Here is a 13,242-nt window from a genome sequence, read left to right on the forward strand (position 1 = left end):
AGAAAGGCCAGACATCATGAAGAACCGTTCGATGCTGATCGTCGCGGCGCTCGCGCTGCTGCCCGTGCCTGCGCTGGCCGATGGTCCGGTGAAGCAGACCGCCGCCGAGGCCCAGGCCGCCAAGGCCGCCGACCGTGCCGAGATCTTGGCGATGGCGGGCAATTACAAGGTGCGTTTCGACATGCAAGAGACGACACCTTGGGCGGCGGGCTACACACCGCTCGACCGCAAGATTTCCGGCGGGAACGAGGTGGTCCGCGTGATCGAAGATACGCCCGACCATATCGCGCTCCAGCACCTGCTGGTCGTCGAGCATGACGGCAAGACCCATGTCATCAAGCATTGGCGTCAGGACTGGGATTACCAGCCGTCCCGCGTGCTGGTCTATGCGGGCCAGGGCAAATGGGTGTGGGAGGCGGTGCCCGAGCGGATGCGCGCCGGACGCTGGTCGCAGACCGTCTATCAGGTCGATGACAGCCCGCGCTATGCCGGTTGGGGTCAGTTCGAGACGCAGGCCGGTGTTCGTCGGTGGCGCTCCAACTGGACCTGGCGCCCGTTGGCGCGCCGCGATGCCGTACGCCATCCGGTCTATGACCGCTATTACGCGATCAACCGCCACCAGCCGACGCCGACCGGCTGGATTCACTGGCAGGACAATATCAAGATGGGCCTGAAGGACGGCAAGCTTGTGCCGATCGTGCAGGAAATGGTGCTCAACACGTATCAGCGGTTCGACGGCTATGACGTGAAGGCCGCCGACGACTATTGGGCAAAGACGAAGGATTACTGGGCCACCATACGCGCCGCCTGGGCGCGCGTCGCCGACGCCAAGGGTGGCATCGCGATCCCCGAACAGGCCGAAACCGGCACCGTGATCAGCGGCCGCCTGCTGGCGATCGCCGACGACATCCAGGCGGGCAAGACCTCCACCGCCGCCGGAACCGCCGAGGCGACCGCGCTGATCGACCAGCGAACCGGCCCGATCGGCTGAGCAATTCCTTTAGCGCGCATTCCCCGTCTGTCATGCGGCAGGCGGGGGCAAGACGCGTCGGGCGCGCACCGCTCGCTCCCGCAGGGGATGCGGTCGGTTTCGATGGGTCAGGTTTTAAATGGAGCGGGTGAAGGGAATCGAACCCTCGTCGTGAGCTTGGGAAGCTCCTGCTCTACCATTGAGCTACACCCGCGAGCCTACGGCGAACCGTGGTTTGTGGGCTCTAAGCGGACCGGGCGGGGACTGTCAAGCGATCCGCATGGGCGCGTCCGCTGCCATTCTTGTCGAAATCGCCAATCAACGGAAACCGCTTAACGGCCCATAAAGCGTATCCGTTACATAACCGGCAAACCAGGCTGCGAAGTCCCCTGCGGCCTGTGCTCTGGTCCGTCGCCCTCGGAAAACTGGTAAACAGCGCTTAAACCTTTCCCCTGAACCGCCGTGCAATGGCTTGGCCGCCACCGTCTCCCTCGATTTCGAGGAGATCGGCATGGTTTCTTTATCTGTTCGAACGACGACCCAGTCCGCGCTGCTGGCGTTGGCGGCGGCGACGTCGTGCGCCACGGGCGCGCAGGCAAAGGATTTGCCCGGTGGCTTCATCCAGCCGGGTCAGGCGACCGCCGCGCCCAGGGGATTTGTCGAGATGTGCGAGAGTGGGGTGGAGCCCGGCTTCTGCTCTCCGACACGACCCATCGTGGCCGGGGCCGCGCTGATCACGGCGGGCTTGAGCGATCGCGCGACGCGCGATGCGGTTGGTCCGGTCGGTATGGCCGTGCCCGTGCTGTCGATCGTGACTCCTGTGGCGCTTCCCGTCCTGCGTCCGCCACCCGATTGCCTCGACACCCCGACCGACCCGCGGTTGGACGCCTCCCGCGGCCTGACTGCCCCGCTCACGCCCCCCCTCGCCCCGAACGTCGAATGCTCCGCGCGCGCCTTCGCCGAGACCGGCGCGTCGTGGCAGCGCTTTACGCCGCCTGCGCTCGTCGCGGCGGTCGCGTGGCGCAAGGATGGTCCGTCCCTGACGACCGGGTCCCGAGACATGATCGCGCCCAGAACCGTGAACGCGGCCCTTTGGGTGCAAGATGGCCCATGTACGCCGAGTGCCGTAGCGAGCATGTTGCTGTCGGTGACGACGCAGCTCTGCTCCTTCTCCCTGCCCGACGTTCCCCCGCCTGTCGTCCAGCCGCCAACGGCCGAAGCGAAGCCGACCGCGCTCCCCGAATCCGCGTTGAAGGCCCTGTTGAAGCAGGTGAACCATCATGTGAACAGCCGCGTGCGCCAGCGCACCGACGCCGAAATCTATGGCGTGGGCGAGTTGTGGCGGCGCAGCGGCGACGGCAAGGGCGCGGTCGGCGATTGCGAGGACCTGGCGATCGAGAAGCGGGCGGAATTGATCGACGGAGGTTTCCCGCCCGATCGGCTGGCCTTCGCAGTCGTCTATTCGCGCGCATCGGGCTTGCACACGGTGCTGGTCGCACGGACCGATGTCGAGGATGTCGTCCTCGATGGCCGCTCACCCTATGTCGTGGGGTGGACCAAGGCACCGTATAGCTGGCTCAGCGTCCAGTCGATGCACGATCCGATGCTCTGGTATGCGCCCGATCGCGCGCAAACCGCCTGACCGAGGCGAAGGTCCGGACGGCGGACGGATGCACCGCCGCCCGGACCGGTGCCATCAGATGCGGTAATGATCCCTGTACCATCGAGCAAAGCGTCCCAGCCCCTCGTCCAGTCGCACCTGCGGGTCATAGCCCGTCAGCGCGTTCAGCCTGGACACATCGGCATAGGTGGCGGTCACGTCACCAGGCTGCATCGGCTTCATGATCTTCAATGCTTCGCGCCCGATCGCCTTTTCCAGCGTCGCGATCATGTCCATCAGGCCGACCGGATGGCTGCCGCCGATGTTGAACAGCCGGTGATCGCCGCGCGATGGCGGCCGATCGAGCGCACCGACGATCCCGTCGACGATATCGTCGATATAGGTGAAGTCGCGCGCCATCCGGCCACCGCCGAAGACCTCGATCGGCTCGCCGCCCAGGATTTTGCGGGTGAACGAGAAATAGGCCATGTCCGGCCGACCCCAGGGGCCATAGACGGTGAAGAAACGCAGCCCCGTCTGCGGAAAGCCGAACAGCGCGGCATAGGACTGGCTCATCAACTCGCAGGCGCGCTTGGTCGCGGCATAGAGCGAGACGGGCGACACCGATGGTTCGTCCTCGCGAAAGCCCGCCCCGCCCATCGGCTTGTCGCCATAGACCGAGCTGGACGAGGCATAGACCAGATGCCCGAACCCCGGCTGGTGGCGACATGCCTCCAAGACCGCGAGATGCCCGGCGGTGTTGGAGCGTTCATAGGCAAAGGGATTGTCGATGCTGTGACGCACCCCGGCCTGTGCCGCGAGGTGGACGACGCGCGTGATGCCGTGATCGGCGACCAGTGCGCGGACCGCGCCTGCATCGGCGATGTCCATGCGGTGGAAGGAGAACCGATCCTGCCCGGCCAAGGTCGCCAGCCGCGCTTCCTTCAACGCCGGGTCGTAATAGTCGTTGACGATGTCGACGCCGATCACCGTCTCGCCACGCTGAAGCAGACGATGCGCCGTGGCGTGACCGATGAAACCAGCGGCACCGGTGACGAGAATAGGCGTCCCGGCCATGGTCAGCGGACTTTCGTCATCAAAACGCACTTTCCTTCGCGGCACGGCTTCAAAAGGGGGCAGCCCGTCATCCTATCGCGCAAATGCTAAGGAAGGCTTCCCGCCCGTCAGATGCCGCCCTGCGCGACGTGATGCCCCAGCGCCTCGAGCGCGACGGTCAGGTCGTGCAGGCACGCCTCGACCATGGCCGCATCGGGACTGCGCACCACGAAATTGGCGCCGGTGCGACCTTCGCGGAAAAAGGGATAGCTGCCGATCGCGACGCCCTCATGCGACTTTTCGGCCGAGCGGAGCAGTTCGGCGACCTCGCTTTCACCGACCCAGCAACCGATGGTGCCGGATACGACCGGACGCCCGCCCTCCAGCGTACCGGTCAGCGCGTCGAGCATCCCCGCCGTGATGTGCGGCACCCCCGCCATGATGAAGATGTTCGCGATGTGGATGCCCGGCGCGCCCGACACGCGATTGGCGATCAGCGACGCCCCTTCCGGCGTGCGCGCCATCCGCGCCCGCGCCGGGGTCACGCCGCCGCGATCGACGTAATAATGGTCCAGGATCGCCCGCGCCTCGGCGTGCTCGATCACCGGCACGCCCAGCGCCTCGGCAATCGCATCGACGGTGATATCGTCATGCGTCGGACCGATGCCGCCGGTCGTGAAGAGATAGTCGTTGCGTGCCCTGAGCGTATTCACCGCCTCGACGATCGCCTCCGTCCGGTCCGCCACCACACGCACTTCGGCCAGGCGGATACCCTGGACGTTGAGCCAGGTCGCGACCTGCGCGACATTCTTGTCCTGGGTACGGCCCGACAGGATTTCGTCGCCGATCACGACCAGTGCGGCGGTCCAGATACGCTCGGGGGTGGCAGCGGATGTCATGGCGTGGACATAGCCTCGCATAATCGGACACGCCACGCTATATCGCGGCCATGACCGATTATGTGACCGTTTCCGCCGACGCGCCCCAGGGGCGGACCGGCGCGATCAAGCTCTGGGGCCGCGAAGCCTTTGACGGCATGCACAAGGCGGGCCGTCTGGCTGCCGAGACGCTCGACATGCTGGTGCCGCACATGGTGCCCGGCGTGTCGACCGCCGAGATCAACCGGCTGGTCCATGACTTCATCGCCGAGCGTGGCGGGGTCCCGGCGACGCTGGGTTATCGCGGTTACGCGCATTCGACCTGCATCTCGATCAACCATGTTGTCTGCCACGGCATTCCGTCCGACAAGGCCTTGAAGTCGGGCGATATCGTCAATGTCGACGTGACCCCGATCGTCGACGGCTGGCACGGCGATACCAGCCGCATGTACCTGATCGGCGACGTTCCGCTAAAGGCGCGAAAGCTGGTCGAGGTGACCTATGAATGCCTGATGCTGGGCATCGAGCAGGCGCGGCCCGGCAACCATATGGGCGACGTCGCCAACGCCATTCAGCGTCATGCCGAAAAGCATCGCTACGGCGTGGTCCGCGATTTTTGCGGCCACGGCCTGGGCCTGCTGTTCCACGACGCGCCCGAGGTCGTCCATGTCGGCCGCCCCGGCACCGGCCCCGAGTTGAAGCCCGGCATGATCTTCACCATCGAACCGATGATCAACATCGGCCGTCCGGACGTGAAGCTGCTCGACGATGGCTGGACGGCGGTGACTCGCGACCGCTCTCTGTCGGCGCAGTTCGAACATTCGATCGGCATCACCGAAGAGGGTTGCGAGATCTTCACGCTCAGCCCGGCGGGCTTTACACAACCGCCCTACGCCTGAGACCATGGTGCTGGGCGCGATCCGGGTGGCGGCACGCGACCGCGGCCGCCTGGCCGAGGTCATCGCGACGGCGTCGCGCTTCGGCCTCGACGTGCTGCTCGCGCGGTGGGGACTGAACCCGGCACGGCATGACGCCGACGCGCTGCTCTTCGACCTGCCTGCGCGCACGCGCCAGGCCATGGAGGCACTGGGGCCAGTCTGGGTAAAGCTGGGCCAGATCCTGGCGACCCGCGCGGACCTGTTGCCGCCCGACTGGATCGCCGAGCTGGAGCGGCTGCACAGCGAGGCCCCCCGCCTGCCCTTCGACGCGTTGCGCGAACAGGTGGAGGAGGCGCTCGGCGAATCACCCGAAACCGCCTTCGCCCGGTTCGATACCGAGCCGCTGGCCGCCGCCTCGATCGCGCAGGTCCACCGCGCCGCGCTGGCCGACGGCACCGAGGTCGTCCTGAAGATCCGCCGCCCGGGCATCCGTGCGGTCATGCAGGCCGATTTGCGGCTGCTGACCCAGTTGGCGGCGATGGTCGAGGCGACGAATGCCGAGGCTCGCCGATACGGCGTCGTCCGTATGGTGCGCGAGCTTGGCCGCGACATCCTCGAAGAATTGGACTTCACCAATGAGGGGCGGAACGCCGACCGCCTGCGCGAGGATTTCGCCGGCGATCCGCGCGTCATTGTCCCGGCCATTCACTGGGCACAGTCGTCCGAAACGCTGCTGGTCATGGACTTCATCGCGGGCGTGCCGCCGCGCAACGCAGATGATCTGCGCGCGGCCGGAATCGACCCGGCCGCGATCGCGTCGGCGGGTGCGGACATCGTGCTCGACATGACGCTGATCAACGGGCGGTTCCATGGCGATCCGCACCCCGGCAATCTGTTGTGCCTGCCGGGCAATCGCATCGCGATGCTCGACCTGGGGCTGATCGGTCACGTTTCTCCACGACGGCGCGAGGAGGTGATCGCCTTCACCCAATCGATCGCCAATAGCGACCCCGTGCTTTTGGCGGATACGTTGAAGAGCTGGTCGCAAACCGATGATATTGCATCCGAACGTTTTCAGGTCGTCGCCGAGCGGCTGGTCGCCCGACATGGTGGCGGCACGTTGCAACTGGCCGCGATCCTGGGCGATATCTTCCCCATCCTGCGTCAGGAGCGCATCGTCCTGCAGCCCGACATGCTGCTGCTGTTCAAGGCGCTGATCACCATCGACGGCGTGTTGAGCGGTATACAGCCCGATTTCGACCTGTCCGCCGCGCTCCGTCGGGCAAGCGTCCGGATCGTCGAGGCACGGCTGTCACCTGATCGCTGGACGAAGCGTGCGACCGCGCTGGCGTTGGAGCTTGATCGGCTGGGCGACGACCTGCCCCGTCTGATCCGCGCGACGACCCGCAAGCTGGAGAGCGAAAGCCCCGCGGTGTCCACCACCAGCATCGAAGCCGCGATCCGCACGGGCGCAGGCTGGATCGCGGGCGCATTGGCGCTGTCGGGTGTGGCGATCGCGGTCGCGATGCGGCTGGGTTAGAGCTGATCGACATTCAGGCGCTCCGCAAAAATCCTCCCCTGACAGGGGAGAGATCAAATGAATGTCGACTGGCCCTACTCCAGCCTTTTCAACTGCTCGCCCATGCCAAAGGGTCGTCGGCGATAGTCGGACCGCCAATCGACGCCTGCCTGTTCCAACATCTCCGCCTCCATGGCACCATAGACGTAGAACGCATTGCGTTTCTACATTTTTAGACCCTGATCGCGGATAGCCTCGAGGCTTGTCGAAAGGCCTGTCCAATAGTCGCGGCCATGGGCACGCATCGCCGCATCACCTTGGCGGGCGAGCGTCAACTCGGTCCAGCGCGCGACGCCCTCCTGCCCCACCTGAAACTCGTAATAGCGCCGGTCGGCCTCGCTCACCCTGGCCAGCGCCGCGTCGCGTGCGACGACATAGGCCTTGGTCGCCAAGCGCCGGTCGGCGGGCGACTTGGCATGAAGGAACGCCAACCCCGCCTCCCCCATCGTCCGAAACGCTGCCCCGACATTCGGATCGGCATAGGGAAAGGGATGGTTGAGCATCCAGCTGCCATCGCTTCCTTGCGCCAGACCAAGCGCGTCCACGGCCTGCGCATAACCCGGCAGATGCGACTGATAGAGATGGAAGGCCTCGTGGAGAACCGTGGCCTTCCAATAGGCCGGGGTCATTTCCAGCGCCTTGGGATAGCCGATCGCGATCGTCTGCCCGCCGGGAAAGAAATCCGCCGATGCCGCCAGATCCACCGCCATTTGCCGCGCGCGGCTCTGCAAAGCGCATCCGGTCATAGGATCGCGCCCGGCGGGGATGAAGCCCTTGACCATGCCGTGGCAGAACAACGTCTCGCGCTTCGGCCCGATCAGCAGCAGGTCCAGGGAAACCTGCGCGAACCCCGGCCACATCCGATTGCCTGCGCCGCGATAGAGCGTCCGGACCTCACGCAGCATCGCCCGTTCGGGTTTGGGCGGCAGCGAAGCACCCGCCAGAGCCGCGCCCATCATCATCGTCAGGATCATCGCGTCGTCCCCCCGCCTGTCGTCCCGTGCCAATCATGGCGCATCAATCCCAACACCGATAGTGACGAAGCCGCGACACCACGTTAAAGGCGCGGGCCATGACCGAGATCACGCCCCAGATCGTCGCCGACCACGGCCTGTCCGAAGAAGAATATCAGCGCGTCCTGACCGCGCTGGGCCGTGAGCCCAACATGGTGGAGCTCGGCATCTTCTCGGTCATGTGGTCCGAGCATTGCAGCTATAAATCGAGCCGCATCCACCTGAAGAAGCTGCCCACCGAAGGGCCGCAGGTCATCTGCGGTCCCGGCGAGAATGCGGGCGTCATCGATATCGGTGACGGCCAGGCGGCGATCTTCAAGATGGAGAGCCATAACCACCCGTCCTATATCGAACCCTATCAGGGTGCGGCGACGGGCGTCGGCGGCATCCTGCGCGACGTGTTCACCATGGGTGCGCGGCCGGTCGCGAACCTGAACGCGCTACGCTTCGGCCGTCCCGACCATCCCAAGATGCGCCACCTGATCTCCGGCGTGGTCCACGGCATCGGCGGTTACGGCAACTGCGTCGGCGTGCCGACCGTGGGCGGCGAGGTGAATTTCCACCCGGCCTATGACGGCAACATCCTGGTCAATGCGATGACCGTCGGCGTCGCCGATCAGGACAAGATCTTCTATTCGGCCGCCAGCGGCGTCGGCAATCCGATCGTCTATGTCGGCTCGAAGACCGGCCGCGACGGCATCCACGGCGCGACCATGGCCTCGGCCGATTTCGGCGAGGATGCCGACGCCAAGCGCCCGACTGTGCAGGTCGGCGACCCCTTCACCGAGAAGCTGCTGATCGAGGCGTGCCTCGAACTCATGGCCTCGGACGCGATCGTCGCGATCCAGGACATGGGCGCGGCGGGCCTGACCTCTTCGTCGGTCGAGATGGCGTCCAAGGGCGGCGTCGGCATCGAACTGATCATGGACGATGTGCCCCAGCGCGAAGAGGGCATGACCCCTTACGAGATGATGCTGTCGGAGAGCCAGGAGCGGATGCTCATGGTCCTCAAGCCCGGCCGCGAGGACTTCGCCGAGGCGATCTTCCGCAAGTGGGAACTGGACTTCGCCGTCATCGGTCACGTCACCGAGACCGGCCGCATGGTCCTGCGCCACAAGGGCGAGATCGTATGCGACATTCCACTCGGCCCCCTGGCCGACGATGCCCCGCTCTACGACCGCCCGCATGTCCCGACCGAGGTTCCGGCCGCGATCGCTTCGCCCGGTTGCCAGGACCCGGCGGTGGACCTGCTGAAGCTCATGGGATCGCCCGACATCGCCTCGCGCCGGTGGATCTGGGAGCAGTATGACCACATGGTCGGCGGCGACACGGTGCAGCGCCCCGGTGGCGACGCCGCCGTCGTCCGCGTCCACGGCACGCAAAAGGGGCTCGCGATGAGCACCGATTGCACGCCGCGCTATTGCTATGCCGATCCGGTCACCGGCGGCATGCAGGCGGTGGTCGAGACGTGGCGCAACATCACGGCGGTCGGTGCCAAGCCGCTGGCCATCACCAACTGCCTGAACTTCGCCAATCCGCAGCGCCCCGAGATCATGGGCCAGATCGTCGGCTGCCTGGAGGGCATGAGCCTGGCGTGCCGTGCACTCGACTATCCGATCGTGTCGGGCAACGTCTCGCTGTACAACGAATCCAAGGCGACCGGCGGCGGCTCGGCGATCCTGCCCACCCCGGCGATCGGCGGCGTCGGCCTGATGGTCGACTGGTCCAAGTCGGCGACCATCGCCTTCAAGGGCACCGGCGACGTCATCGTCCTGATCGGTAGCCCCAAGGGCGAGATTGGCCAGTCGCTGTGGCTCCGCGAGGTCCATGGGATCGAAGGCCGCGATGCCGGTCCGCCCCCCTCGATCGACCTGGACGCCGAGCGTCGCACCGGCGACCTGGTGCGCGACGCGATCACCGCCGGACACCTGACGGCCGTGCACGACGTGTCCGACGGCGGCATCGCGGTGACTCTCGCCGAGATGGCGCTGGCGGGTAATATCGGGGCACTGGTCCAGTTCCCGGAAACGGGCGAGGCTTGCCGCCAGCTCTTCGCCGAGGATCAGGGTCTGTACATCGCCACGGTCGAGGACACCGCGCTCATGGACTTCCTGGCGAACGCGCATCAGGCGGGCGTCGAAGTCGAGCGGATCGGTCGCACCGCGGGTGCGCGCCTGATCTTCGAGCGCGAGGACGGCGATTTCGTCGTGCCGCTCGACGAACTGCGCCGCGCGCATGAGGGCTTCTTCCCCACGCTGATGGGTGCGGACGCCGCGCTGGCCTGATCCCTTATGCCGGAGCCTCGGCCGGGTGCCGGGGCTCCGCGCAATGGCGTAACACCGCATAGCCGATCCCGGCCGCCAGGATCGACGCGATCAGCACGCCCAGCGACGCCGCTTCGCGCATCTCGCCATCGCCGAACGCCAGCCCCGCGATGAACAGCGAGATGGTAAATCCGATCCCCGCCAGCGCGCCGATGCCGATGACCATCGGCCAGGTGACCCCAACGGGCCGCTGCGCCAGCCCCATCGCGCTCGCCCCCCATGTAAAGCCCAGGAACCCCAGCGGCTTGCCCAGCGCCAGTCCTGCGACCACGCCCAGGACGAGCGGGCTGCCGATCATCGCCAGCAGCTCCGGCGAAAAATGGATGCGCACATTGGACATCGCGAACAGCGGCAACACGACATAGTTGACCCAAGGGGTCAGCAACTCGATCAATCGCCCACTCGCCTCGCGGGTGGCGGATGCCATTTCGTGCAGATAGCCCAGGCGTTCCTCGGTACGGTGGCGCAGTTTTTCTTCCTGCGCGTCGTCCTGCGCCTGCTCGGCGGCATCATATGCATGGCGGAACTGATCGACCCGGTGCTGGACGCGCTCGGCGAAGTCCTGCTGGCCCAGCCGGGGTTTTACCGGCACGGTGAGGCCGATCAGGACGCCCGCGATCGTGGCGTGGATGCCCGACGCCAGAACACCGCCCCAGATGATCACGCCGAACAGGACATAGGGCACGGTCGAAACCCAGCCGATCCGCCGCAAACCGATGATGCCCGCCAGCGCGACCCCCGCGACCAGGATTCCCACCGGGGCGATGGCACCGCTATAGGCGAAGGCGATGATCAGCAGGCCGCCGACATCGTCGACCGCAGCAAAGGCCAGCATCAACGCGCGCAACCCGGCGGGCAGGCTGGTGCCGAACAGCGCAATCAGCGCCAGGCCGAAGGCGGTGTCCGTCGTGATGACGCTGCCCCAACCCGCCGCCCCCGGCGAGCCGCCCGCGACAGCCCAGAACAGCGCGACCGGCACGACCATCCCGCCCAGCGCACCCGCCAGCGGAAACGCCGCCGTCCGCCATTGCGACAGTGGCCCGGCCACCATCTCGCGCTTCACATCGGCGCCGACGATCACGAAGAAGATCGGCAACAGGGCATGGTCGATCCACTCGGCCAGCGCGTGCGATATGTTGCGCGCGCCGAAACCGATCGTGACCGGTGTATCCCAGAACCGCTCATACCCATGTGCCCACGGGCTGTTCGTCATCACCAGCGCCAGGATGGTGGCGAGCAGCAAGGGGCCACCCGTCACCTCGTTGCCCGCAAAGAATGGCTCGAACCGACGAAGAAACGCCGACGCGGCGGGTGAATGATGCGCACGCGCCGAAGCACGGCCCGTGAGGCGAGGTGACAATCCCATGACAGGGCAATGCTTGGCCCCCGCGCCAGTTGCATCGCGGGCGGCAATCGGTAAGTCCCCACCGGCCTGAACGGAGCTTTGCCTTGGCCGACGGTCCCGCCCCCTCCCCGCTGTCCGGCGGCACCCCGCCCGCTAACCGGCTGCTGACGCTCGACGCGCTGCGCGGCGTGGCGGTAATGGCGATCCTGCTCGCCAACCTGCCCGGCTTCGGCTTGCCGGATCCGGCTTATTCCAATCCCCTGGCCTGGGGCAGCGGGCGCACGAGCGACCTGATCGCCTGGGCCTTGACCGAAATCTTTGTCAATGGCCGGATGCGTGGGCTGTTCTCGCTGCTGTTCGGCGCATCGACGCTGTTGATCCTGACCCGCGCCGACGAGGCCGGGCGGAACGGCGCTTCGCTTCACCTGCGCCGCATGGCTGTGCTGTTCGTGTTCGGCATGGCGCACCTGACCTTCATCTGGACCGGCGACATCCTGGCGCATTATGCGTTGGTCGGCGTCATCGCGCTGGCCTTTGTCGGATTGGGCGTCCGGCCACTGGTCTGGACGGCGATCGCGATGGCGGGGCTGTCGATGGCCATGGGCGCGCTGGAATGTATCGGGCTGTTCGAGGCGGCCGCGCGAAATACGCCGCAGAAGCTGGCCCTATGGGACCTCTATCAGGACGCGTTCGGAACGCCGGGGGCGGCGCGCCTGATGCCGGAGGTGCAGGCCATGCGCGGATCATGGGCGACCTCGACCGCCTTTCGTATCGCCAACAACGGCAATCCCCTGATCGACGTTATCCAGATCGGCCCCGATACGCTGAGCGCCATGCTGCTCGGCATGGCGGCGCTGAAATCGGGTTTCCTGACAGGGCATTGGCCCCGCCACATCTATCGACGCTGGGCCGTGGGCGGGCTGTCCGTATCGATCTTGGCCTATGCGGGCATGGCGGCGGCAAGCTGGAGCAGCGGCTTCGACGTTCGGATGGTGGCGCTGGTGGAACTGTGCCTGAACGTGCCGTTCCGACCGATCGGCACGATCGGCTATGCCGCGCTGATCCTCCTGGCCTTGCGTCCCGGCACATGGTGGACGCAGCGGATCGCGGCAGCCGGGCGCATGGCCTTCACCAACTATCTGGGGACCAGCGTCCTGATGACATTGGTCTTCTACGGTCACGGTCTGGGCCAGTTCGCCCGCTGGCCTCGCGCCAGCCTGTATGTGCTGGTGATACCGGTATGGGGGTTGATGCTCCTATGGTCCAAGCCCTGGCTGGACCGGTTCGGACAGGGTCCGCTCGAGCGGATCTGGCGATTGGCCGCCAACGGGATTCAGCGATAATATTTGCAAACGCATCGCAAAAGCCTTGCGACCCACTCTCATTAGCGCTAGACAACCGGTGCCTTTGATGGAGAGCACCTTGGTCGTCTGCGTATGCAATGCCATCCGGGAATCCCAGGTCCGCGACGCGGCCCGTGCCGGTTCCATGACTCCGTGCCAGATGTATCAGGCGCTGGGTCGCCAGCCCAAATGCGGCCAATGCGCCGTGGTCGCACGGGCGATCATCGAAGACGAACGCGCCGCCGCCTGACTTTAC

General features: G+C 66.1%; 11 protein-coding genes and 1 tRNA gene. 7 read left to right on the forward strand and 5 right to left on the reverse strand.

Annotation, left to right across the window (positions count from 1 at the left end; all coding sequences use genetic code 11):
• Positions 1 to 16: 16 nt before the first annotated feature.
• On the forward strand, positions 17 to 991 hold the full coding sequence (locus U1703_RS01815) for a DUF6607 family protein (RefSeq protein WP_332784338.1): 975 nt from the start codon (positions 17 to 19) through the stop codon (positions 989 to 991).
• A gap of 119 nt (positions 992 to 1,110) precedes the next feature.
• Here U1703_RS01815 and U1703_RS01820 read toward each other — a convergent pair.
• Positions 1,111 to 1,184, reverse strand: a tRNA-Gly gene (locus U1703_RS01820).
• 297 nt (positions 1,185 to 1,481) lie between these two features.
• On the opposite strand from U1703_RS01820, the gene U1703_RS01825 reads away from it, so the two are divergent.
• Positions 1,482 to 2,612 carry a transglutaminase-like cysteine peptidase gene (locus U1703_RS01825; RefSeq protein ID WP_332784339.1) on the forward strand — a complete coding sequence of 377 codons (1,131 nt, stop codon included), beginning with the start codon at positions 1,482 to 1,484 and terminating at the stop codon, positions 2,610 to 2,612.
• Positions 2,613 to 2,666: 54 nt separating this feature from the next.
• Here the strand turns inward: U1703_RS01825 and U1703_RS01830 are convergent, their stop codons facing one another.
• Both U1703_RS01830 and U1703_RS01835 read right to left on the reverse strand, forming a co-directional pair.
• Positions 2,667 to 3,647, reverse strand: a complete 981-nt coding sequence (locus U1703_RS01830) for an SDR family NAD(P)-dependent oxidoreductase (RefSeq protein ID WP_332784340.1) — start codon at positions 3,645 to 3,647, stop codon at positions 2,667 to 2,669.
• Between the two features lie 107 nt (positions 3,648 to 3,754).
• Positions 3,755 to 4,525: a competence/damage-inducible protein A gene (locus U1703_RS01835; protein ID WP_332784341.1), complete on the reverse strand. Its 771-nt coding sequence runs from the start codon at positions 4,523 to 4,525 to the stop codon at positions 3,755 to 3,757.
• Between the two features lie 50 nt (positions 4,526 to 4,575).
• Here U1703_RS01835 and map point away from each other — a divergent pair, with 50 nt between their 5' ends.
• Both map and U1703_RS01845 read left to right on the forward strand, forming a co-directional pair.
• The gene (gene map, locus U1703_RS01840; RefSeq protein WP_332784342.1) at positions 4,576 to 5,403 is read left to right on the forward strand and encodes a type I methionyl aminopeptidase; all 828 of its coding nucleotides are present in this window, start codon (positions 4,576 to 4,578) and stop codon (positions 5,401 to 5,403) included.
• Between the two features lie 7 nt (positions 5,404 to 5,410).
• The gene (locus U1703_RS01845) at positions 5,411 to 6,922 is read left to right on the forward strand and encodes an ABC1 kinase family protein (RefSeq protein WP_332784343.1); all 1,512 of its coding nucleotides are present in this window, start codon (positions 5,411 to 5,413) and stop codon (positions 6,920 to 6,922) included.
• Between the two features lie 203 nt (positions 6,923 to 7,125).
• Here U1703_RS01845 and U1703_RS01850 read toward each other — a convergent pair whose 3' ends face one another.
• On the reverse strand, positions 7,126 to 7,935 hold the full coding sequence (locus U1703_RS01850) for a hypothetical protein (RefSeq protein WP_332784344.1): 810 nt from the start codon (positions 7,933 to 7,935) through the stop codon (positions 7,126 to 7,128).
• 98 nt (positions 7,936 to 8,033) lie between these two features.
• Between U1703_RS01850 and purL the strand changes: the two genes are divergently transcribed.
• Positions 8,034 to 10,259: a phosphoribosylformylglycinamidine synthase subunit PurL gene (gene purL, locus U1703_RS01855; RefSeq protein WP_332784345.1), complete on the forward strand. Its 2,226-nt coding sequence runs from the start codon at positions 8,034 to 8,036 to the stop codon at positions 10,257 to 10,259.
• Positions 10,260 to 10,263: 4 nt separating this feature from the next.
• Here the strand turns inward: purL and nhaA are convergent, their stop codons facing one another.
• Positions 10,264 to 11,664 (reverse strand): Na+/H+ antiporter NhaA, encoded by a 1,401-nt coding sequence (nhaA, locus tag U1703_RS01860; protein ID WP_332784346.1) that lies wholly within the window; start codon positions 11,662 to 11,664, stop codon positions 10,264 to 10,266.
• Positions 11,665 to 11,747: 83 nt separating this feature from the next.
• On the opposite strand from nhaA, the gene U1703_RS01865 reads away from it, so the two are divergent.
• Together U1703_RS01865 and U1703_RS01870 are read left to right on the forward strand one after the other, a co-directional pair.
• Entirely contained in the window at positions 11,748 to 12,986 is a 1,239-nt protein-coding gene (locus U1703_RS01865; protein ID WP_332784347.1) for a DUF418 domain-containing protein, read from the forward strand.
• Positions 12,987 to 13,065: 79 nt separating this feature from the next.
• The gene (locus U1703_RS01870; RefSeq protein WP_320451257.1) at positions 13,066 to 13,236 is read left to right on the forward strand and encodes a (2Fe-2S)-binding protein; all 171 of its coding nucleotides are present in this window, start codon (positions 13,066 to 13,068) and stop codon (positions 13,234 to 13,236) included.
• The last annotated feature ends 6 nt before the right edge of the window (positions 13,237 to 13,242 follow it).

Origin of the sequence: Sphingomonas flavida (assembly GCF_036663655.1) — a bacterium.
GTDB lineage: Bacteria > Pseudomonadota > Alphaproteobacteria > Sphingomonadales > Sphingomonadaceae > Sphingomonas.